23 protein-coding genes and 1 pseudogene are annotated in these 20,169 nt (G+C 62.4%); 13 read left to right on the top strand and 11 right to left on the bottom strand.

What is annotated here, in order from left to right:
- Window positions 1-14: 14 nt before the first annotated feature.
- From GRS80_RS06105 to GRS80_RS06095, 3 genes are all read left to right on the top strand, one after another.
- Entirely contained in the window at window positions 15-245 is a 231-nt protein-coding gene (locus GRS80_RS06105; protein ID WP_160046782.1) for an Rdx family protein, read from the top strand.
- Between the two features lie 196 nt (window positions 246-441).
- Window positions 442-843: a hypothetical protein gene (locus GRS80_RS06100; RefSeq protein WP_160046781.1), complete on the top strand. Its 402-nt coding sequence runs from the start codon at window positions 442-444 to the stop codon at window positions 841-843.
- Between the two features lie 81 nt (window positions 844-924).
- Complete coding sequence (locus tag GRS80_RS06095; protein WP_160046780.1) at window positions 925-1,071, top strand: DUF1328 family protein; 147 nt, start codon at window positions 925-927, stop codon at window positions 1,069-1,071.
- 111 nt (window positions 1,072-1,182) lie between these two features.
- Here the strand turns inward: GRS80_RS06095 and GRS80_RS06090 are convergent, their stop codons facing one another.
- From GRS80_RS06090 to GRS80_RS06080, 3 genes are all read right to left on the bottom strand, one after another.
- Window positions 1,183-1,572 carry a hypothetical protein gene (locus GRS80_RS06090; protein ID WP_160046779.1) on the bottom strand — a complete coding sequence of 130 codons (390 nt, stop codon included), beginning with the start codon at window positions 1,570-1,572 and terminating at the stop codon, window positions 1,183-1,185.
- A 65-nt stretch (window positions 1,573-1,637) separates the two neighbouring features.
- Window positions 1,638-2,843 (bottom strand): MFS transporter, encoded by a 1,206-nt coding sequence (locus GRS80_RS06085; RefSeq protein WP_160046778.1) that lies wholly within the window; start codon window positions 2,841-2,843, stop codon window positions 1,638-1,640.
- A 214-nt stretch (window positions 2,844-3,057) separates the two neighbouring features.
- Entirely contained in the window at window positions 3,058-4,209 is a 1,152-nt protein-coding gene (locus GRS80_RS06080) for an acyl-CoA dehydrogenase family protein (RefSeq protein ID WP_160046777.1), read from the bottom strand.
- Window positions 4,210-4,324: 115 nt separating this feature from the next.
- Between GRS80_RS06080 and GRS80_RS06075 the strand changes: the two genes are divergently transcribed.
- Both GRS80_RS06075 and GRS80_RS06070 read left to right on the top strand, forming a co-directional pair.
- Window positions 4,325-6,295, top strand: a complete 1,971-nt coding sequence (locus GRS80_RS06075) for a 3-hydroxyacyl-CoA dehydrogenase/enoyl-CoA hydratase family protein (protein WP_160046776.1) — start codon at window positions 4,325-4,327, stop codon at window positions 6,293-6,295.
- Window positions 6,296-6,507: 212 nt separating this feature from the next.
- Entirely contained in the window at window positions 6,508-7,080 is a 573-nt protein-coding gene (locus GRS80_RS06070; protein ID WP_160046775.1) for a HalX domain-containing protein, read from the top strand.
- Here the strand turns inward: GRS80_RS06070 and GRS80_RS06065 are convergent.
- The 3 genes from GRS80_RS06065 to GRS80_RS06055 form a co-directional block, all read right to left on the bottom strand.
- Window positions 7,065-9,068, bottom strand: a complete 2,004-nt coding sequence (locus GRS80_RS06065; protein ID WP_160046774.1) for a PAS domain S-box protein — start codon at window positions 9,066-9,068, stop codon at window positions 7,065-7,067. The two genes, GRS80_RS06070 and GRS80_RS06065, sit on opposite strands and share 16 nt — an antisense overlap.
- Before the next feature lie 161 nt (window positions 9,069-9,229).
- Window positions 9,230-10,381: an acyl-CoA dehydrogenase family protein gene (locus tag GRS80_RS06060; RefSeq protein ID WP_160046773.1), complete on the bottom strand. Its 1,152-nt coding sequence runs from the start codon at window positions 10,379-10,381 to the stop codon at window positions 9,230-9,232.
- 71 nt (window positions 10,382-10,452) lie between these two features.
- A complete protein-coding gene (locus GRS80_RS06055; RefSeq protein ID WP_235019656.1) occupies window positions 10,453-10,794 on the bottom strand; it encodes a hypothetical protein in 342 nt (113 codons plus the stop codon).
- Here GRS80_RS06055 and GRS80_RS06050 point away from each other — a divergent pair.
- A complete protein-coding gene (locus GRS80_RS06050; protein ID WP_160046772.1) occupies window positions 10,774-11,028 on the top strand; it encodes a hypothetical protein in 255 nt (84 codons plus the stop codon). The genes GRS80_RS06055 and GRS80_RS06050 overlap by 21 nt on opposite strands.
- Here the strand turns inward: GRS80_RS06050 and GRS80_RS06045 are convergent.
- Window positions 11,009-11,386 carry a cupin domain-containing protein gene (locus tag GRS80_RS06045; RefSeq protein ID WP_149079894.1) on the bottom strand — a complete coding sequence of 126 codons (378 nt, stop codon included), beginning with the start codon at window positions 11,384-11,386 and terminating at the stop codon, window positions 11,009-11,011. The genes GRS80_RS06050 and GRS80_RS06045 overlap by 20 nt on opposite strands.
- A 236-nt stretch (window positions 11,387-11,622) precedes the next feature.
- Window positions 11,623-12,051 (bottom strand): nickel-responsive transcriptional regulator NikR, encoded by a 429-nt coding sequence (nikR, locus tag GRS80_RS06040; protein WP_149079895.1) that lies wholly within the window; start codon window positions 12,049-12,051, stop codon window positions 11,623-11,625.
- A 145-nt stretch (window positions 12,052-12,196) separates the two neighbouring features.
- Between nikR and GRS80_RS06035 the strand changes: the two genes are divergently transcribed.
- Both GRS80_RS06035 and GRS80_RS06030 read left to right on the top strand, forming a co-directional pair.
- Complete coding sequence (locus tag GRS80_RS06035) at window positions 12,197-12,976, top strand: creatininase family protein (RefSeq protein ID WP_160046771.1); 780 nt, start codon at window positions 12,197-12,199, stop codon at window positions 12,974-12,976.
- 92 nt (window positions 12,977-13,068) lie between these two features.
- Complete coding sequence (locus tag GRS80_RS06030) at window positions 13,069-13,527, top strand: hypothetical protein (protein ID WP_343161469.1); 459 nt, start codon at window positions 13,069-13,071, stop codon at window positions 13,525-13,527.
- Here GRS80_RS06030 and GRS80_RS06025 read toward each other — a convergent pair.
- Window positions 13,512-14,219, bottom strand: a complete 708-nt coding sequence (locus tag GRS80_RS06025; protein WP_160046770.1) for an O-methyltransferase — start codon at window positions 14,217-14,219, stop codon at window positions 13,512-13,514. The two genes, GRS80_RS06030 and GRS80_RS06025, sit on opposite strands and share 16 nt — an antisense overlap.
- A 121-nt stretch (window positions 14,220-14,340) precedes the next feature.
- Here GRS80_RS06025 and GRS80_RS06020 point away from each other — a divergent pair, with 121 nt between their 5' ends.
- Window positions 14,341-16,305, top strand: coding sequence for a histidine kinase N-terminal 7TM domain-containing protein (locus tag GRS80_RS06020; RefSeq protein WP_160046769.1), 1,965 nt, complete (start codon window positions 14,341-14,343; stop codon window positions 16,303-16,305).
- A gap of 116 nt (window positions 16,306-16,421) precedes the next feature.
- Window positions 16,422-16,904 (top strand): dCTP deaminase, encoded by a 483-nt coding sequence (locus tag GRS80_RS06015; protein WP_160046768.1) that lies wholly within the window; start codon window positions 16,422-16,424, stop codon window positions 16,902-16,904.
- A gap of 231 nt (window positions 16,905-17,135) precedes the next feature.
- Here GRS80_RS06015 and GRS80_RS06010 read toward each other — a convergent pair whose 3' ends face one another.
- Entirely contained in the window at window positions 17,136-17,798 is a 663-nt protein-coding gene (locus GRS80_RS06010; RefSeq protein WP_160046767.1) for a glycerophosphodiester phosphodiesterase, read from the bottom strand.
- 208 nt (window positions 17,799-18,006) lie between these two features.
- On the opposite strand from GRS80_RS06010, the gene GRS80_RS06005 reads away from it, so the two are divergent.
- The 3 genes from GRS80_RS06005 (at window position 18,007) to GRS80_RS05995 (ending at window position 19,590) form a co-directional block, all read left to right on the top strand.
- Window positions 18,007-18,468, top strand: coding sequence for a response regulator (locus GRS80_RS06005; protein WP_160046766.1), 462 nt, complete (start codon window positions 18,007-18,009; stop codon window positions 18,466-18,468).
- Window positions 18,469-18,544: 76 nt separating this feature from the next.
- The gene (locus tag GRS80_RS06000; RefSeq protein ID WP_160046765.1) at window positions 18,545-19,270 is read left to right on the top strand and encodes an SDR family oxidoreductase; all 726 of its coding nucleotides are present in this window, start codon (window positions 18,545-18,547) and stop codon (window positions 19,268-19,270) included.
- A gap of 86 nt (window positions 19,271-19,356) precedes the next feature.
- A complete protein-coding gene (locus GRS80_RS05995; protein WP_149079904.1) occupies window positions 19,357-19,590 on the top strand; it encodes a MarR family transcriptional regulator in 234 nt (77 codons plus the stop codon).
- 260 nt (window positions 19,591-19,850) lie between these two features.
- On the opposite strand, the pseudogene GRS80_RS20630 reads toward GRS80_RS05995, so the two are convergent.
- Window positions 19,851-20,169 (bottom strand): annotated as a pseudogene (locus GRS80_RS20630) (glutamine synthetase); the annotation flags it as partial.

The raw sequence follows: 20,169 nt of genomic DNA, 5'->3' as shown, positions 1-20,169 counted from the left end.
TCGAACTGTCGAACATGACGACGGTCGACGTCGAGTACTGCGTTCCCTGTGGTCATCTCTCGCGCGCGGAAGACGTCCAGCACGTGCTCTTGACGACGTTCGGTGAACGGCTGGATTCGGTCACGCTCTCGACGGGACGCGATGGGGTCTTCGTCGTCCGCGTCGACGACAAACGAGTCTTCGACGTCGCGGAGGACGAGTACGACGTCGACGGGATCGTCAGACGGGTTCGCAGTCACCTGTAGCCGAATTATGGGCAATGTGAACGTATACCATCTGTGATGGATAATCAACTTGCACCTCGCAAGGCGGCCGCCCTTCCGGGGCGACGGCGTCAGCGAATCCGTGAGTCGAATGCCAGCGGCACAAATATAAATGATAGTACTGAAGGTGGAGGTAACTGCGTCCCCACAGGAATCGTTTCAGTAAGGTGATCAATACATGGTCTTCAGCACACTTTGGGCCCGTCTCTCGTCTCTCTGGGCGAGTTCATCGACCGGGGAGACGACCGCGGATGGATCCAGTACCGAACCCACAGCGGAACAGATGGAGAACGATGCGGACGACGAAACGCTCAGCTACGCCGAGGAAATCGAGTACGGCGTCGACGAGCGCGAACTTCCGGACGAGGACAAGGTGCTCCGACTCCTCGTCAAACGCGGCGGTCGAGTCGACCAGTCGACCGTCCGCGAGGAAACCGGCTGGTCGACGGACCACCTCGAGAAAGTCGTTTCGCGTATGGAAGACGACGACCAGATCAGCGCGATCACCGTCGGCCGAAAGCGGGTGATCTGTCGGCGAGGCTTCGAGCCGAAGGGGTATCGCTCACATCTCAACGAGTAGGCGTGTGGCTGTCCGGGTCCGTATTCGGTGTCGGCATGTTCCGGCCGAACCCCTTCCCGTGTTCGGCCCGTCCGACGGAGTATGCTCGAACTTGCACTGCTGTTTTTCGTCATCGCAATCGTCGCGGGAGCACTCGGTGCAACCGGCGTCGCCGGATTGACGATGTCGATAGCCAAGTGGCTCGTGTTGCTGTTTCTCGCCCTGGCGGTGGTCTCGCTGTTGCTGTAGCGGACCACGCGTCGATGCTGGCGCGATCCGCTACGGATTGCTGTCCCTGTTCACCGCCGCACCCGGGCCCCGTTTTCGGGGTGAGGCGATACTGACTGACGACAGACCGTATCACTCGTCGCGTTCGTCCTCGAGTCGCCGATAGCCGTCGACGAGGTGGGGCGGAAGATCCTCGTCGTTTGCGTGTACGATCCCGACGACCGCCGCGACTTCGTCGAACCGTTCGCCGCGCTGGGCACAGAACGGATCCGTTGCCCAGTCGACGAACCCACGTTGTGACAGCAACGGAAGGTGTCGGTGAGCGAGCTCGAGTCGACGTTCGGACAGGTCCACTGACTCGGCGGGGCCGACGGCCGCGTCGGGAAGTAACACGCGCCGACCGGCCGGCGCGTTGAGTAGCGTCATCAGAAGTTGTCTCCTCGGTTCGGCCGACAGCGCCTCGAACACCTCGTTCCATCGTTCTACCGTCGGCTTCGTGTTCTGGAGCCGTTCGACGGTCATATCTACGGTGAGGGTGCTACAAACCAATAGTAATTGCGATATATGATATGGGCGCGAGACAGGTTCTACCTGCGGAGGAGCGGATAGACCAGCAGACCGGAAAGGAGGATCACCACGCCGAACCCGAGGACGAGCCACCGATATCCGTCGATAGGGGAGTCAAACGCAGTCTCTGCGAGGTACGTAAACGAGACTGGACCGAGCGTCTGCCCGAGGCGAAGCACGCTCGTCCGCATCCCCATCATTCCCGCCCGGAGCCGATCGGAGACGAACTGGACGATAGTCGTATCGACGGAGGGCATGACGATGCCAAAACCCACCCCGAACGCCAAAAGCGCCGCACCGACGAACAGGGGAGACGGTGCGATCCAGACGCCGAGCAGGCTGACACCGTAGGCGACGAATCCCAGCGCGATCAGTTCGGGCGCGCTCCGCCAGTTCGAGATACGGCCGTACTGTGAAGAGACAACCGCGCCAGCGACGGAGACCATCGCCAGCGTCAGTCCGATTTCACCGGAACTGAGCGCGAACTCGTCGCTGAGAAGCAACGGGAGTGCCGTCTGGATCGCACCGTAGAAGACGAAGAAGATGGCGAAAATCGCGGCAAAGATCGCCAGCGCCTGCGGATGGACGACGACGTCCCGCAGTCGACCGACGTAGGTTCTGACGTCGCTCGAGTGAGTACTCTCCGGTTCGGGGAGCGCAATCGCCGCGAACACGCCGACGAGTATCCCAACCCCGAAGAAGAGAAACGGCGCGTTCCAGCGAATTCCAGCGAGTGCGCCACCGATCAACGGATACGCGGCCGCACCGGTCCCGAGCATACTCGAGTTGATCCCCATCACGGCGTTTTGGCGTGGCCCGTCGTAGAAGTCGCCGATCAGCGTGACTGCGAGCGTGACGAGTGCGCTGGCACCGACTCCCTGGACGAACCGCAACGCGAGCAGTTCGGTAAAGCTGGTCGCGAACGCGATGCCTGCACCACCGATTCCAAAGGTAAACAGGAGCGGAACGATGACGCGTCGCCGACCGATCCGATCGGCGACGAGCCCGACGAACGGCGTCAAAAAGATTCCGGGAAGCGTGTAAGCCGTGATGACCAGCCCGATCTGCGCATCTGAGACGCCGAACGCCGGCCGCAACGAGGGCAACACCGGGCTGACGAGTGAAACGCCCATCACGCCCATCAGCGAACTCGAGAGGATGACGTACAGCGCACTGGAGTGCCACGGAATCGACGAGTCACGGGTTTCGGTCTGTTGGGCTCCCATGGCACTCGAGCGTATACGCACCGATCGTCGTGACCGACGTCAAATTGTCGATCTGTCTGAACTCGAGACGCCATTCCACTGCCTCGTGACCGACAGCGGATAGCTTCCCGAAGTGAGTAAATGTAAAATATCGTTTATTTACCCGGTCGGAGCAACTAACGTCTCGACACCAGTCGAACACAGGAAAACGGGAGGTAACGCACTGAAAGCCGGCTTAGAACCCTTTTCCAAGCATCTCGCGGGCGATGATGTTCTTCTGGATCTCGGAGGTTCCCTCGTAGATCTGGGTGATCTTCGCGTCGCGGTAGAACCGTTCGACGGGGAAGTCGTTGACGTAGCCGGCACCGCCGTGGATCTGGACGGCTTCGTCGGCGACGTCGACGGCGATCCGGGAGGCGTACTCCTTGGCCATCGAGGCGAGTTTCGTGATGTCCTCGCCCTGGTCGACGTTCCAGGCCGCCTTGTACGTCAGGTTGCGGGCGGCTTCGGTGTTCGTCGCCATCTCGGCGAGTTTGTGCTGGATCGCCTGAAACTCCGAGATCGACTGCCCGAACTGCTCGCGGTCCTGGGCGTACTCGAGGGCGGCCCGCGTGGCCCCTTTGGCGATGCCGACGCCCTGGGCGGCGACGGCGGTTCGAGTCTCGTCGAAGAACTGCATCTGTTGCATGAACGCGGCGTCTTTCGTGCCGATCAGGTTCTCCTCGGGGACGCGGACGTCGTCGAAGACGAGTTCGGCGGTGTCGGATGCACGAATGCCGAGTTTGCCGGTGATCTTCTCGGCGGAGAAGCCGTCGCGGTCCGACTCGACGACGATCTGGCTGAAGCCGTTGTACCGGCCCTCGGCGTCGGGATTGGTCTCACAGAGGACCACGAAGAAGTCACCGACGGTGCCGTTGGTGATCCACATCTTGTTCCCGTTTATTACCCACTCGTCGCCGTCTTTTTCGGCGCGCGTCGAGACCGACGAGACGTCCGATCCCGTATCCGGTTCGGAGATCGCCGCGCCGGAGATCTTCTCGCCCAGTGCGACCGGCTCTAAGAATCGTTCTTTCTGGTCTTCGGTGCCGAAGTTCATGATCGCCTCGCAGCCAAACGACGTCGAGACGATACAGAGAGCGATGCCTGGGTCGTACGCGAACAGTTCCTCCGTGATGATCGCCGTATCGAGAATCGAGTAGCCGGCACCGCCGTACTCCATCGGGATGTACGCGCCGGTCAGCCCCATCTCGGCGGCCGCGTCGACGACGTCGTGGGGGTAGCTCTCCTCGACGTCGTGTTCCTCGGCGACGGGGACGATCTCGTTTTCGGCGAACCGCGTGACTTCCTCGCGGATCTGTCGTTGTTCGTCGGTGAGGCCGAACTCCATAGTCGATCGTTATCGATCGCTCGATAAAGACCTTTGTAACCAGATATGAACGTAATTGTAGTTTTTACAATAAGAGAGGGAAACGTTCAAACGGCTCCCCATTGCATATTCACCCATGGAGTTAGAAGATATCAACACCGTCGCAGTTCTCGGTGCCGGGAACATGGGCCACGGAATCGCGGAAGTCGCCGCGATGGCCGGCTACGACGTGAACATGCGCGACATCAAAGACGAGTTCGTCCAGAACGGCTACGAGCAGATCGAGTGGTCGCTTTCCAAACTCGCCGAAAAGGATCGGCTCACCCAGGAAGAAGCCGACGCCGCCCTCGATCGAGTTACGCCACTCGTCGACATGGAGGAGGCCGTCGCGGACGCGGACTTCGTCATCGAGGCCGTTCCCGAACAGATGGAGATCAAAAAGGACGTTTACGAGGAACTCGAGTCGGTCGCGCCCGACCACGCGATCTTCGCGACGAACACCTCGAGTCTCTCGGTTTCGGAACTTGCCGAGGTCACGGAACGCCCCGAGCGGTTCTGCGGGATGCACTTTTTCAACCCGCCGGTCCGGATGCAACTCGTCGAAGTCATCTCGGGTGCACAGACGGCCGAAGAGACGCTCGACCTTACCGAAGCGCTCGCCGAAGAGTTCGGGAAGACGCCGGTTCGCGTCCACAAGGACTCTCCCGGCTTCATCGTCAACCGCATCCTCGTCCCGCTTATGAACGAGGCCTGCTGGCTGGTCGACCAGGAGGAAGCGACGATCGAGACGGTCGATTCGACGACCAAGTACGGGTTGGGGCTTCCGATGGGGGCGTTCGAACTCGGTGATCAGGTCGGCAACGACGTCAGCTACCACGTCTTAGAGTACATGCACGAGGTACTCGGCGAGGCCTACGAGCCCGCGGCGTTGCTCGAGGAGAAAGTCGAAAACGAGGAACTCGGCAAGAAGACCGGCACGGGATTCTACGACTACGAGGACGGCGAGGGTGCCCAGATCCCCTCCGACGAACAGTCCGACCTCGTCGAGGCGCGCCTGCTGGCGACGATGGCGAACGAGACCGCCAAGCTGATCGGCGGCGACGTCGCACCGCCCGAATCGATCGACGAGGCCACCCAGCTCGGCGCTGGCTTCCCCGACGGCCCCGTCAAACTCGTCGACGAGTACGGCGTCGAGGAGCTCCACCGGACCCTCGAGGAAGCCTACGAGGCAACCGGACACGAGCGGTACGCGCCGGCGAACTACCTGGCAGAACGCGCCGAGGAGGGCGGATTCTACGACGTCGACGATGCGGAGTCGACCGACTTCGAAGCGATCCGCATCGAGTACCCCGGCGAGATGGTCGCTCACGTCGTTATCGACCGGCCTCATCGGATGAACACGATCAGCGGGGAACTGCTCGAGGAGCTCTCGGCGGCGATCTCGACGCTCGAAGCCGACGACGACGTCCGGGCCATCGCGATCACGGGTGCGGGTGAGAAGGCGTTCTCCGCTGGAGCGGACGTCCAGAGCATGGCCGGCTCCGGTACCGACCCGATCGAAGGCCAGGAGCTCTCCCGGAACGGCCAGTCGACGTTCGGCGAACTCGAGGCCTCCGAGATGCCCGTCGTCGCCGGTATCGATGGCTACTGCCTCGGCGGCGGGATGGAACTGGCGACCTGTACAGACCTCCGCGTCGCGAGCGAGCGATCCGAGTTCGGTCAGCCGGAACTCGATCTCGGGCTCCTCCCTGGCTGGGGTGGAACCCAGCGGCTCAGCCGGATCGTTGGCGAGGGGAGAGCGAAGGAGATCATCCTCACCGCCGATCGGTACGACGCCGAGACGATGGCACAGTACGGGTTCGTCAACGAAGTCGTGGATAACGACGAGCTCGAGGAGCGGACCCTCGATCTCGCGTCGGACCTCGCCGCGGGTCCGCCGATCGCCCAGAAATTCACCAAACGCGCGATGCTCGCGGGACGGACCGACATCGACGCTGGCCTCGAGTACGAGGCGTCGGCGTTCGGCCACCTGCTGACGACCGACGATCTGATGGAAGGGGTCACCGCGTTCATGGGTGACCACGAGCCGGAGTTCGAAGGGAAGTAATCGCTCCCTCGACATATATTGGCCGAGAGATGGATAAACTAACGTGGAATGTGGATGGATAATTGGAGTTTAGTGTGGGATTATCGGAAGAACGGCTAACCGAATCCCGATGAATCATAGATATGTTGATAGCTGGTCGCGAGATTTATCACCCAGAGGTACCATTGGTGTCCCGTGGCTCTAATCGATGAAGAGAACGGAGGGAGTTCCCAATGAGTGACGGGTTAGAGGTACTCGTCGTCGACGACGAAGCCCGTCTCGCCGATCTGTTTGCCACGTGGCTCGAGACCGAGTGGTCCGTCGACACGGCCTACGACGGCGAGGAAGCGCTCGAGAAGATGGCGGAGTCGATCGAAGTCGTCCTGTTGGACCGTCGGATGCCGGGCCTGTCGGGTGACGACGTCCTCGAGGCGATCCGTGACGACGGATACGACTGTCGCGTCGTGATGGTGACCGCGGTCGATCCGGACTTCGACATCATCGAGATGGGCTTCGACGACTACCTCGTCAAGCCGGTGTCGAAGGACGAACTCCTCGGGATCGTCGAGGAGGTTTCGGGCCGATCAGAGTACGAGTCGGACATTCTCGAGTACTACGCGCTCGTCTCGAAGAAGGCGTTACTCGAGTCCGAAAAGGCCGATCGAGTCCTCGCGACCAACGAGGAGTACCAACAGCTTCGTGAGCGTATCGAGGAACTCGAACGACGCGTCGACGAAAGCGTGTCCGGTCTATCGAGTCACGACGACTTCGTCGGCGCATTCCAGGACATTCAACCGGAGAACTGATCGTCGAATCGGAACTCGAAGCGTGCCCCTCCGCTCTCGCTCTCCACGGCGGTAACCGACCACCCGTGTCCGGTAGTCACTTCTCTGACGATCCAGAGCCCGATACCGAGTCCGTCCGACGACGAGGAGACCGATGGATCGAAGAGATCCTCGCAAACCCCTTCGGGAATCCCGGTTCCGTCGTCTTCGACGTAGAACCCTCGTTCGCCCCCGCCGAGCGGTCCGGTTCGGACCGAGAGTCGCGACTGGCCCACGGAGCCGTGCTCGATTGCGTTGCGAAAGAGATTCTCGAGCAAGCGGAGCAGACGCGGCCTGTCGGCGTCGATCGTCATCGTCTCGTCGATCGACAGGGTAGCGTTCTCCGTCGAGACGTGATCCCAGGCCTCGGTCGCGACGTCTTCGAACTCGACCGGCACCGTCTCGGCTGCCCACTCGCCACCTCGAGCGATCGCGAGAACGTCCTCGACGATCGATTCCATCCGATCGAGCCCGCTCCGGACGCTCTCGACGTGCTCGAGTGACTCCGTCTCCTCGATGACGTCGAGATACCCCTGTGAGACGCTGAGCGGGTTCCGAAGGTCGTGGCTGACGATCCGCGCGAACGCGTCGAGGCGTTCGTTTCGCTCCCGGAGTTTTCGTTCGCGGAGCTTTCGTTGGGTAATATCCCGGATGACGCCGACGGAACCACGGAACGTTTCGTTACGAACGAGGACGGCGATCTGTACCTCACAGGGAATCGTCTCGCCGTCTTTGGTCTCGAGCGTTACCTCGATGGTGTCGGTCGTCTCCTTCCCGTCGCCTTTGAGCAACGACACGATCGTCTCCTCGCCCGCGTCGACGTCCTCCTCGTCGATCAGCAACGAGACGTGCTCGCCGAGCAACCCCTCCCGGCTGTAGCCGGTGATATCGACGAGCGCGTCGTTGACGGTCATGAAATGGCCCTGGTCGTCGGAGACGTACATCCCGTCCCCCGCCGTTTCGACGAGGCGCTCGTAGCGTTGTAGCGCCCGCTCGCGCTGTTCGAGTTGTCCGTGGACCGCGATCGTCTCGAGGACGTAGGAGGCAGCCTCGGCGACGGATTCGATCGTCTTCCGTTCGGCCGAAGACAGCGAGTCGCGTCCGTAGACGACGAGCACGCCGTACAATTCGTCGGACGTCGCGAGCGGTGCCGCAGCGACGGCGTCGACGCCGCGACCTACTGCGCGGTCGCCAAACGGGGCGACCACAGGGTCGTCCTCGAGCGGTTGCTGGACCTGAACGCGTCGGCTTCGGATCACTCGCTCGAGCAACGGGTGTTCGTCGTTTCCGATCGCGAACGTTCGGCCAAGTGGCCAGTCGATCTCCGTGGATGCCGAGAGCCACGGGACGATCTCCCGCTCGCCGCGGTCGTACTCGCCGACCCAGGCGAACAGAAACCGATCGTTCGCCGTAAACGACTCCCGGAGTACTCGCTCGACGGTAAGTGGCGATCGAACGTCGATCAACTGTCGCCGGACGGACCCGACGATCCGGTCGAGGTCGGCCGACAGCGGTTCGTCGTCGGGAACTGCCGGTTCAGTCGTGGCGTCGCATCGAGTCGTCCCGTCGTCGGAACCGACCGCGGCACCGTCGTCGGACGGTCCGTCGGCTTCGATGCGTGCCGTCACGACGTCTGCGAGTCTCGTCGCTGACTCCCCTTGCTCCGACTGGGCGACGACCTCGCCCAGGACGGCCACCGAATCCGCACCCGTGGCGTCCCCGTCACCCCAGTGCACGAACGTTGGAACGCCCGGTGCCTCGGAATCGACGGCGTCGACGACGTCCGGGACGTTCTCGACCGTCGCCGCGTCGACCAGGACGGCGTCGATCCGTTCCTCCTCGAGTCGGGCGACGGCGGCGCACGGCCGCTGTGCGATGACGACGTCGACGGGGGCGTCGGTCAGCGAGAGCGTGACTGACGCACGCGTCGCACGGTCCGTGCTCACACACAAAACTCGCGGTCGACTCATTGTCGTCCCTCTCTGAAACGGGTAGTCATTCTCGGTCCGGCGTCTCTGGCAGATGGTTCTCGTCTGAACGGATTGTTCTTTCGGCACACGATCGGCGGCGGTGGTCGTGGCGGACTCGAACCGGGAGACGACACCCGCGATCGCTTTCGACGACGGGTTCCCTACGATCCCTGCCTGTAGATCAGGTTCCGCTGGATCTCGTTTGCCCCCTCGTAGATAACCGGAATGCGTGCGTCGCGGTAGACGCGTGCGATCCGCCGGCGATCGAGGATCGACCGTCCGCCGTGAAGTTGCATACTGCGATCCGAGACGTCGACGGCCGCTTCCGTCGCGTTCGTCTTGGCCAGTGCCGCCCAGTAGCCCGGACGGTCTCCTCGAGCGACGTTCTCGCAGGCTCGCCAGGAGAGCGCTCGTGCGCGTTCGAAATCGATCAGCATGTCCGCGAGGGCGTGTTGAACCGCCTGAAACTCGTTGATCGTTCGGCCGAACTCCTCGCGGTCGTGGGTGAACGCCCAGGCCTCCTCGATGGCGGCCGCGGCGAGGCCGAGTCCGTGTCCCGAGACGACGACCCGGCCGTGATTGAAGAACTCGGCGAGCATCCAGAAGCCAGCGCCCTCGGTACCGATCAGGTTCTCCTCGGGGATCCGGCAGTTCTCGAACGTGATGTGAGCCTGCTTCGAGGCGCGCATCGCCATCTTCTCGGGAATGTGCTCGGCCTCGTAGCCGTCGGCGTCGGTCGGCACGATGAACATCGAGTGGTTGCCGTACCGATTGGTCTCGTCGTCACCGGTGCGGGCGTAGAGCGTGATCCAGTCGGCTTCGACGCCGTTGCCGATCCAGTACTTCTCGCCGTTTATGACGTACTCGCCACCCTCTTTTTCGGCGCGGGTCTCCATTCCGGCGAGGTCGCTTCCCGTCTCGGGTTCCGACACCGCAAGCCCCGAGAGCTGATCACCCTCGGCGACGGGTCGAACGAACTCCTCGCACTGTTCGTCGGAGCCGTAGTCGTAAGTGATCTCACAGCCGAAACTCGCCAACTGAAGGGTCAGGGCGATCCCTGCGTCGGCGCGGTAGAACTCCTCCGTGAGCGCGAGCAACTGCGGGAGATCGAGTCCGCGACCGCCCCACTCCTCCGGAATGTCTTGTGCGACGAGACCCGCCTCCTGGCCGGCCTCGAGAATCTCGTGGGGGTACTCGCCCGACTGAAAGTACTCGCGGGCGTTCGGTTCGATGTATTCCTCGGCGAACTCGCGGGCCTCGGCTTTGATCTCGCGTGCGTGCTCCGGCACGATGCCATCGTCGAGCAGGTTCATGTCCGTCTACACTACACGAGGCGGAATATAGGCCAGGGTCGGTTCCCACGGTTCCGGACGACGACTCGAGCTCATAGTCCGTTACCCGCCGATCCGCGTTCGCTCTCCGCGATCGGATCGGTCTCCTGGCGGAGTCGTCGGAGATCCCAGGCGATGTCACAGACGACGTGAACGTAGAGCACGACGCCGGTGAGGATCGCCACCGCGACGCTCTCGAGGGCGAACAGCGGGACGAGCACCCCGGCGATCACCAGGTGACTCAGGAGACGAGAGAGGACGCCGACGTCGCCGCGGTCGAAGATCCGACGCTGGTCGAGGATCGCTGCGACCGGGTTGGCGAAACAGTAGCGGACCGCAGCCCAGTTGCCGGTCTTCGCGCGGGCGATGAAGAAATGATCGAGATCGACGACCACGCCGAGGAGCGTCCCGTAGACGACGAGGACGAGGGACGGAACGGCGTGGCCGAAGACGGCGACCGGTTCGATGGTGTAGACGAGGACGCTCGAGACGACGAGCGAGATCGCTGCGTGATGTGTGGAGTAGATCGCGGATCACCCGTCTTCGACGATCACGTCGATCGTCAAAACCGTCCGGTTCGGGGGCGCGCTCGGCTCGACTCGGTTTCGCTCAGCCGGCGAAGCCGGTGAGGAGCCACTCGCCGTCATCACCGTCGTCGTCGCCGATGCTGGGGGCACTGACGAGAACGAACGCGCTCTCGTCGTCGCCGTTGTGGATCTGTCGGGTCGACTCCGGCGGAATCCAGAGTGCATCGCCGGTCTCCATCTCGACTGGGTCGTCGTCGACGACGACCGTCGCGTCTCCTTCGATCAAGACGTACACCTCCTCGTGGTCGTTGTCCGTGTGATCGTGCGGACGGCTCTTCCAGCCGGGGTCACAGCGTGCGACCGTCACGCCGACCCGTTCCGTCTCGAGGGGATCGCTGAGAAAGTGCATCGCACTCGAGACCTGATCGACGTCTTCGTAGTTCACCTTCCGGTAAGACATACGGTATCCTTTGACGGGACGACAGTAAAACTACGTGTTCCGTCGCGAATTGGTACGTTCTGCTGTGGTCGTTTACCGCCCAGTACCGCCTCGACACTTTCCCCAACGGAGCGAGCGTTCGCTCGCGACGTCCCTGGGGGACTGTTGGTACCGTCATACTGACTGCTGTAAGTCCGTTCCGGGGCAACCGCAAGGCGAGGCGCGGTTACCCCGGTAAATAGTTACAGCAATCCGTATCAATGGTCCTGTGAGATCGGATCGAAGTCGTCGACGGGAATTACGGAGTAATCGACGGTGAGTGCGTCCTGGGTCGCACGGATCTTTCCGACGAACGTCGAGATATCCTCGAGGTCGCCCTCGAGGACGAACAGTTCCATGCAGTAGTGGTCGCCGACGTGGCTGTGGAAGTTCGAGGCGACGAGCTCCTCGTGTTCGTGGCGAAGGTGCATCATGCGTTCTTCGACGCTCGTCGTCTCGTAATCGAACAGTACCGTGACGATCCCCATCAGCTCTCGGTCCTCGAGTCGGGTGTCCTCGAACTCGCCTAAGAGATTTCGGGAGGCTTCCCTGACGACCTCACTGCGACCGGTGTAACCGTGCTCTTCGGCGAACTGGTCCAGGCGCTCGAGAAGTTCGTCGGGCATCGAGACGCTTACGACTGCCATATAATAACTCAGCGGAACAATTCTATTAAGCCTTATCATCACGTGGTCCTCGGACAGGAGTGTCGGCTCTGAACCCAACGGGAGCGGCGGAGTGGGCGTCCGACCGGCCACACAAGGTTTTGTCCGTAGGGACCGATATGGAGGTATGCTCGTCTCACATCGGACCTGGCCCGAACTCCAAGACATGACCGGGTCGGTCGCCGTGGTCCCGATCGGTTCGACCGAACAACACGGGCCACACCTCCCCGAGGGAACCGACTACCTCATCGCCGAAGCCCTCGCACGCGAAGCGAGCGATCGAACGGGCCACCTCTGTACGCCGACGCTTCCGATCGGCGTGAGCAGTCACCATCGCCACTTCCCCGGAACGATGTGGGTCGAACCGCCGGTGTTTCGCGACTTCGTCGAGAGTTTTACACGAAACCTCACCGCCCACGGAATCGATCGAGTCGTCTACGTCAACGCCCACGGCGGGAACGTCGTCCACCTCCGTGAGGTCGGCCGCCGGCTCCAGCAAGATGGAACCGCGTTCGCCATCGAGTGGATGTGGAACGAATCGATCCCCGACCTGATCGACGACGCCTTCGACGTTCTGGGCCCCCACGGCGGGCCGAAAGAGACCGCGATGATCATGCACATCGCCCCGGACCTCGTCCGCGAGGACCGACTCGAGGACGCCCGCGACGGCGGGGCGACGTTCGAGCACGACGCCGAACGCGTCCACGGGGCGACGACGTTCTACGACACGATCGAACACAGCCCGAACGGCGTCTTCGGCGATCAGACCGACGCAACCCCCGAGATCGGTCAGCAGCTTTTCGAGGCCGCTACGGACCAACTCGAGGCGCTACTCGAGTGGATCGACGAACGCCCCCTCGAAGAACTCCTCACGGACTCCGATCTCGAGCCCGAACCCGGTCCCTAACCCGTTGGAACGCCCCTTTGCTGCTCGGTTAGCTGCCGCCGACTGCCAGCCAACAGCTATATATCCGACCGGCTATAGGTGCCAGCAAAGCGGTGCACGACGTGATTCCGACAACACTCCGTTCGGATCGACTGCTGCTGGCCGTATCGTTCGCCTGCTTCGCCACAGCCGGTGGGACGACCGTCGCCACCGACGCACTCGTGCCGACGGCCGGTGCGACCGCACTCGCAATCGTCGGGGTCTACTGCGTCGCCCGGTACGCAAACCGCGTCTCCAAACGCACGCTCGCCGTCCGCTCGCTTGCGCTCTGGGTCGGATTCCTGGCGATCACCGTCGTTCACGTCGTCGGCGTCGACGTCGTCGCGAGTGCGATCCCCGGCCCAGCCGAGATCCTCGCGCTCTCGCTGTGGGCGATTACGTGGGCGACGCTGTTCGTTGCCTGTTCGACGACTACCTTCCTCGGCTTCCGCGAGTACGGTGCCTCGGGCGGTGCCGAGATACCGGAAGAACAGATTCTCGAGGGAGAGAGCTCGGATTACTCCACCCGGTAACTGACCGCGATCCCCTCCCCTAACGGGAGGACGATCGTCTCGAACGCCCGATCGGCGCTCACTCGCTCGAGGTAGTCGGCGATTCCTCGCGTGTGTTCGTTCGGCTCTAGCGGTTCGTCTCGCTTCGCGTTCCGTCGTTCTCGCTGTTCGTCGCTCGAGTCGTCCGCGACGAGCTCGAGGAGCGTCTCGAACTGAATCGGAGCTGCGGTGATCGCGTTGTCCGCGACGATCACGCCGCCGACGGGCACCTTCGGTCGGACGGCCTCGAAGGCGTCGACGTACCGATGTTTCTGGTGGTCTATCAGCACGACGTCGAACGGGCCGTCGTATCGGTCGACGGTTGCCATCGCGTCGCCGAGTTCGTACCGCGCACGGTCGTCGTACCCACCCTCGGCCATGTACGTCCTGGCTAACTCGAGTTCGTCCTCGTCGACTTCGGTGAGAACGATCTCGCCGTCGTCGGGAAGCGCGTCGGCGAACCAGTACGCCGAGTAGCCGTAACCAGACCCGAACTCGAAGATTCGTTCGGCGTCGCTTAACCGTGCGACGAACCGGAGGAACGCGCCGACTTCGGGGCCGACGTGGGGAAACCCCTCCGCGTGGGCAAACTCGTCCATCTCGCGGAGCGTGTCGTCTTGCTTCGGGCCGACCGCGCGAACGAAGCGAACGATCTCGTCTGTGAGGACGTCCATGCTCGATGCACGGATTCGATGCCCATAGAAGTATTCACGGACCGACCCACGGCGAAGACGCCGAACGTCGAACCCGCGGGGAATCGAACTGTGGCGGTGGATTTAGTAGTCCGGTCTCCCAGTGTACGAGACGTCAGTGTTCGAGACGGTTGGGTGGGAGTGGCAGTATACCCCGTTTACGCCGATCCTGCTTGCCGCGGGGTCGATTATGGCCTCGATCGGCGTCTACGCCTGGCAAAACCGCGAGATTACCGGCGCGAGTAGCTTCGCCGCACTCATGGTCGGGACCGCGCTGTGGGCGATCACCTACGCGTTCCAACTCGCGGGTGCGAACGAAGCGATGATCGGTTTCTGGGCCGACGCGAACCACGTCGGCGTCACGATCGTCCCCGTCGCCTGGTTTTGTTTTACGCTCCAGTTCGCCGCCAGGGACCGCTGGCTGAACCGACGGATGATCCTTGGCCTCTCGGTCGTCCCGGCAGTGTACCTCTGGCTCGTCTCGACGAACCGCTATCACCACCTGGTTCGTGAGCCGATAGAGACGAAACGCGTCGCTGACGGAACGCTCGTCGTCTCTCAACACGAGTTCGGCATTGCCTTCTGGGCGCACGCGGCGTACAGTTACACGCTCATGGCCGTCGGAGTCCTGGTACTCACCCACCTGCTGTTCTGGTCGCCTCGCGTCTATCGGCGACAGGTCGGATTGCTGATCGTCGGTGCGGCGATCGCGGGCGCGACGAACGTCCTCTATCACGCCGGCTTCGGCCCTCTCCCGTACGTCGACCTCACGGCGTTCAGCTTCACGATCTCCGGATTTCTGTTCTTCCTCGCGATCTATCACTACCGGCTGTTCGATCTGACGCCGGTCGCACGGTCGCTGATCGTCGACACCCTTCAGGACGGAATGATCGTCCTGAATACGGACGACCGCGTCGTCGACATCAACGGGTCCGCCGGTCGTCTGCTCGCAGTCGACCCCGAGGACGTCATCGGCGATCCGTTCGAGTCGCTGTTTCCGGACGACGGCACGTTCGTCGATCCGACGCGCTACGATCCCTCCGAGCGAACTGATGGCGGCGTCACGACCGAACCCGATTCGACGACCGAGCCGTCCTCGGAGACTAGCCGGACGAAAGTGCCGCCGTCACACCTCGAGTTCCCATCCACCGACGAATCAGTCGACGGGGGGCCGGCCGTCTCGAGCACTCCAGCCGACGAGAGCTCCCCTGGCGAAGCGGAGTTCGTCGTCGATCGGGGAGCGACCCGCCGACACCTGCGACTCACCTCGACTCCCGTCCACGGCGTCGGCGACGATCTACTCGGTCGATCGATCCTCGTTCGCGACGTAACCGAGACACGGCGACTCCAGGCGGAAGTCGAGGAGACGCTCGACCGTCTCCGTCGGTCGAACACCGAACTCGAGTCGTTCGCGGGCGTCGTCTCACACGATCTCCGGGAACCGCTGCGGACGATCGAGCAGTCTCTCTCGATCGTCGAGCCGAACGCGGACGAACTCGACCCCGAACACACGGAGTTCGTGCGTGTCGCACGGGAAAACGCACAACGCGCCCAGCGGATGATCGCCGACCTGCTCGCATACTCGAAGATCGAACGCGAAACGAACGAGCTCGGCCCCGTCGACTGCGACCGTCTCGTCACGGAAGTCCTCGACGGGCTCCGGTTCGAGATCGACGACCGGAACGCGACGGTCGACGTCGACGAGCTGCCGACGGTTTACGGGGTCGACCACCTACTTCGACGACTCTTCCAGAACCTGCTTACGAACGCACTCGAGTACAGCGGCGACGAGCCCCCGGAGATCACGGTCTCGGGGGAACGAGATGGATCTACCTGGGTGTTTACCGTCCAGGATTCGGGCGTCGGAATCGCTCCCGAGTATGCCGATCGGGTGTTCGATCTCTTCGAACGCGGTGATCGGACGAACGACGGCGGGGGAACCGGGATGGGACTTGCGATCTGCGAGAAGATCGTTGCGATCCACGACGGGCGGATCGACGTCGACTCGACCCCCGGCGTCGGGACGTCGATCACGTTCGAGATTCCGATCGAGCCACCGACCGAGTGATTACGTCCACGGGAACGGATAGCCGTCACGTACTGGCCGGGTGCACGTCGATCCGAGCAGCGGAGAGATCGTGACCGGTATCCTTTTTGCGTCCACGAACCGTTCATCCACTCGAAATGTCAGCGGAACACTCCCTCGTCGAGTCCGTCGACAACCTGGTGTACGAACCGACGCAGGTTCACGAACACGGGATCGATCTGACGGTCAGCGCCGTCTACGAGGTCGCCTCACCCGGCCGAATCGACTTCGGCGGCGACGAACTCGAGGACGCCGACCTCGAGCCGATGCCAACGGAGCCTCGGAACCCCGACGACGAGTTCGGCTGGTGGAATCTCGAGGGCGGCCAGTACGTCGTCCAGCACAACGAGTTCCTGACCGACCTCGAGGAGTCGCTCCAGCTTCAGCCCCGGAACGAACTCCTCGCTCGCGGTGGCTCTCACCCGTCGATGCTGGTCGCATCCCATCTGCCGTTGATCCCGCTTTCGATCGCGGACGGCGGGCTTCGAATCAAGGAGAACGCCCGCATCTCGACGCTCGTTCCGATCGGAGCCGACGACGGCGGAACGGTCGACGCTGAAGGCGTCGACTCCATCGAGTGACGGGATCGGAACTGCGACCACGTACTGTTTTCCACGTACCGTTTCACGCCCACCGTCCCGTTTTACACACTGATCGCACCGCTCACGGATCACTTCCTCCCCGTTTCCATCGTGGTTCTCGCTCACCCGTTCACTCCGAACCGGGCTCTCGCCGTGCGATCAGGTGTGCATCGACGTGCAGTGGCGACTCTCGCTCGAGTTCGATCGGGGAAAACGGGGATGCCCTACTCGCTAGTCAAGGTCGATCGGCCGATCTGCAGAGACGCAGTCGACTCCCCGCAACCCGAGTAACGTCGCGGTCAGCGGCCGTTCGACCGTCCAGGCGTGGACCTCGAGGCCGACGGCTTTCGCCCGGGAGACGAGTCGCGTGCCCAGACACCGCCAGTAGTTCGCACCGATGACGTCGCAGTCGAGTTCGACCGCCGTCGTCACCGGCGATTCGAGTCGGCGGCTGACGAGCAAACCGGTCGGCTGAGTTGGATCGAGGTCGCGGATCGTCCGGAGCTCCTGACGGAGAAACGACGTGGCGACGACGCGGTTCTCGACGCCCTCGAGTATCCCGAGAACGTCGGCGGCGATGCCTGGCGCTTTCATCTCGAGGTTGACCTCGACGGTCGACGGGATGGCCTCGAGCATCTCTTCCAGTGTCGGGATTCGTTCGTCGGATTCGAGGATGGTGTGGGTTTTGAGTTCCTCGAGGGAACTGTCGGCGACGGTTCCGATACCGCCCGTCACGCGGTCGATGGTTTCGTCGTGAATGACGACGAGTTCTCCGGATCCACACCGACGAACGTCGAACTCGACGGCGTCGGCGTATTCAGTCGCCGATCGAACCGCGACGATCGTATTCTCCGGCGATTCCGAGGCGAATCCGCGATGAGCGATCAATCGCATTCCGTACGTAGCCGAAGGGACGATGATAATATATACTATCGGGGAGCCGGGAACGACGGTAACACAGCCCCCAACAGAAGTCCCACGTGCGCTCGTTCCAAACCGTTTAGCAAGTACTCTTAAACGGATCCCGTGAATACGGGCGAACGAGTACGGTGTCGAATGTTGCGTATGCGTTCTCGACCGACGATGCACGTGGAGATTGACGATGAGTGACCGATTCGAGGGGCCGATCGAAATACTGCACGTCGAGGACAACCCAGGGGATGTCCGCCTCCTTCGGGACGCTTTCGACGAATCGCCGACAGCGGTGACGATTCGCGTCGCCACCGACGGCGAGGCAGCCTTCGAGGAACTCGGCGTCCGGAACGAAGCCGGTCCACCCTCTCTCCCCCATCTCGTTCTTCTCGATCTCGACCTCCCGCGAACCGACGGGTTCGAGTTCCTCGAGACCGTTCGATCGAAACCGGTTCTCGCACACCTTCCAGTGTTGGTCCTGACCGATTCGGAGGCCAACGAAGACGTCCTCGAGAGTTACGAACTCGCAGCGAATGCCTACCTCACCAAACCAACCGATCCCGACGAGTACGGTGAGATGGTAAACTCCGTGGTCGAGTTCTGGTTCGAACAGGTGATGCTTCCACCACCGAAGACGTATCAGAGCACCTGATCCGGGCTGGGATGTCCCTCGAACCGCTCCCGAATCCGCCGGAACTGACTTACGCCAGTCCGTATCACACACCGCTATGTCCCCACAGACAACGTTCGACGTGACGTTCGACGGAACCGTCGCCGTAATCACCGGTGCGAGCGGCGCTCTCGGTAGTGCGGCGGTCGATCAGTTTCGCGCCGCTGGCGCGACCGTCTGCGGTGTCGATGTCGTCGAGCCCGACGACGACAGTGTACTCGAGCGCGAGGGGGATTCGGCGTTCGAGTTCCACCAGGCAGATCTGACGGACGAAGATGACGTGTCGGCGCTCGTCGCCGATATCGTCGACGACCACGGTCGGATCGATCACCTGCTCAACGTCGCTGGAACCTGGCGCGGCGGCGACCCGATCGAGGAGACCGACCTGTCCGAGTTCGATCTCCTGATGAACGTCAACCTGAAAACCGCGTTTCTCGCGTCGAAACACGCCCTTCCCCACTTACAGGAATCCGAGGGATCGATCGTCAGCGTGAGCGCACGCTCGTCGCTCGAGGGCGGCGACGGCGACGGACCGTACCGGATCACGAAAGCCGGTATTCGGCTACTGACCGAGACGATCGCCGAGGAGAACCGCGGACGCGTTCGAGCGAACTGCGTGATGCCGAGCGTGATCGACACGCCGGCGAACCGCGAGATGATGCCCGACGCCGATCACGAGAGCTGGGTCGACCCGGCCGAAATCGCCGACGTAATGGCCGTTCTCTGTAGCGATGCCACAACCGTTACCAGCGGTGGCGCGGTGCCAGTGTACGGTGATGCGTAACGAGCCACATATATATTCGTCCCATACGATATAAACACAACCGCCACCAACAGTTATATATTCGAACGGAATCCGTTCGAGTGACAATGAGATCACAGGAGCGGGTCCCAGCCGAACGGCTCGAACCGGTGCCCGACCAACTTGAATCCGCCCAGGCCAAACTCGTGTACGTCTATCTCGAGACGACCGGCGGTGCAACGGTCGACGAACTGGGACGAGCGCTGTCGCTGAAGAAAATCGACGTGTTGAGTGTGCTCCACTCGCTGACAAGTAGGGGTCTCCTCGAAAAAGACGGTACGACGTACGTCGTCGCCGACTGATACGGTCTGCGATGACTGATTTCTGGTCGATCGCACGCCGGTCTGCGATCGACCGGTACCGACTCATCGCGGTCCGTATGATACGGGTTACTGTCAGTCGGTACCGGCGAACCCGCAGAGAGGTCGCGGGTTCGCCAGTAGATCGGTACAGCAACCCGTATGAGACGGTCTACGATAACCGAGCGTCTTCGTAGCGACGTCCATCCGGTAGTATTGTGGGGGCGACACGTAAGCGGCGGCCCACTACGCCCGATGGACGCTCAGTACGTCTCGAGGTAGCGGTCGAGTTCCCACTGGGAGACGTCGACGAGGTAGTCCTCGAACTCCTGGGATTTGGCCTCGATGAACTTGGGGCCGACGTGTTCGCCGAGGGCCTCGAGGACGACCTCGTCCTCTTCTAAGGCGTCGACGGCCTCGCCGAGGTTCGACGGCAGCGTCTCGATGCCGTACTCCTCGCGTTTGTCCTCGTCGAACTCGTAGATGTTCTCGCGAACCGGGTCCGGACACTCGAGGTCGTTCTCGATGCCGTCGAGACCCGCGTGAAGCATGACGGCGAACGCGAGGTACGGGTTACAGGAC

It is taken from the genome of Natrialba sp. INN-245, assembly GCF_009807105.1.
In the GTDB taxonomy this organism is placed as follows: domain Archaea; phylum Halobacteriota; class Halobacteria; order Halobacteriales; family Natrialbaceae; genus Natrarchaeobius; species Natrarchaeobius swarupiae.
This window is presented reverse-complemented; position numbering and strand designations above follow the sequence as displayed.

What these genes read in the sequence shown, in the direction of transcription:
- GRS80_RS06105 (WP_160046782.1), top strand. Translation starts at nt 15, where the DNA reads ATGACGACGGTCGACGTCGAGTACTGCGTTCCCTGTGGTCATCTCTCG.
- GRS80_RS06100 (WP_160046781.1), top strand. Translation starts at nt 442, where the DNA reads ATGGTCTTCAGCACACTTTGGGCCCGTCTCTCGTCTCTCTGGGCGAGT.
- GRS80_RS06095 (WP_160046780.1), top strand. Translation starts at nt 925, where the DNA reads ATGCTCGAACTTGCACTGCTGTTTTTCGTCATCGCAATCGTCGCGGGA.
- GRS80_RS06090 (WP_160046779.1), bottom strand. Translation starts at nt 1,572, where the DNA reads ATGACCGTCGAACGGCTCCAGAACACGAAGCCGACGGTAGAACGATGG.
- GRS80_RS06085 (WP_160046778.1), bottom strand. Translation starts at nt 2,843, where the DNA reads ATGGGAGCCCAACAGACCGAAACCCGTGACTCGTCGATTCCGTGGCAC.
- GRS80_RS06080 (WP_160046777.1), bottom strand. Translation starts at nt 4,209, where the DNA reads ATGGAGTTCGGCCTCACCGACGAACAACGACAGATCCGCGAGGAAGTC.
- GRS80_RS06075 (WP_160046776.1), top strand. Translation starts at nt 4,325, where the DNA reads ATGGAGTTAGAAGATATCAACACCGTCGCAGTTCTCGGTGCCGGGAAC.
- GRS80_RS06070 (WP_160046775.1), top strand. Translation starts at nt 6,508, where the DNA reads ATGAGTGACGGGTTAGAGGTACTCGTCGTCGACGACGAAGCCCGTCTC.
- GRS80_RS06065 (WP_160046774.1), bottom strand. Translation starts at nt 9,068, where the DNA reads ATGAGTCGACCGCGAGTTTTGTGTGTGAGCACGGACCGTGCGACGCGT.
- GRS80_RS06060 (WP_160046773.1), bottom strand. Translation starts at nt 10,381, where the DNA reads ATGAACCTGCTCGACGATGGCATCGTGCCGGAGCACGCACGCGAGATC.
- GRS80_RS06050 (WP_160046772.1), top strand. Translation starts at nt 10,774, where the DNA reads ATGATCGAGATCGACGACCACGCCGAGGAGCGTCCCGTAGACGACGAG.
- GRS80_RS06045 (WP_149079894.1), bottom strand. Translation starts at nt 11,386, where the DNA reads ATGTCTTACCGGAAGGTGAACTACGAAGACGTCGATCAGGTCTCGAGT.
- nikR (WP_149079895.1), bottom strand. Translation starts at nt 12,051, where the DNA reads ATGGCAGTCGTAAGCGTCTCGATGCCCGACGAACTTCTCGAGCGCCTG.
- GRS80_RS06035 (WP_160046771.1), top strand. Translation starts at nt 12,197, where the DNA reads ATGCTCGTCTCACATCGGACCTGGCCCGAACTCCAAGACATGACCGGG.
- GRS80_RS06025 (WP_160046770.1), bottom strand. Translation starts at nt 14,219, where the DNA reads ATGGACGTCCTCACAGACGAGATCGTTCGCTTCGTTCGCGCGGTCGGC.
- GRS80_RS06015 (WP_160046768.1), top strand. Translation starts at nt 16,422, where the DNA reads ATGTCAGCGGAACACTCCCTCGTCGAGTCCGTCGACAACCTGGTGTAC.
- GRS80_RS06010 (WP_160046767.1), bottom strand. Translation starts at nt 17,798, where the DNA reads ATGCGATTGATCGCTCATCGCGGATTCGCCTCGGAATCGCCGGAGAAT.
- GRS80_RS06005 (WP_160046766.1), top strand. Translation starts at nt 18,007, where the DNA reads ATGAGTGACCGATTCGAGGGGCCGATCGAAATACTGCACGTCGAGGAC.
- GRS80_RS06000 (WP_160046765.1), top strand. Translation starts at nt 18,545, where the DNA reads ATGTCCCCACAGACAACGTTCGACGTGACGTTCGACGGAACCGTCGCC.
- GRS80_RS05995 (WP_149079904.1), top strand. Translation starts at nt 19,357, where the DNA reads ATGAGATCACAGGAGCGGGTCCCAGCCGAACGGCTCGAACCGGTGCCC.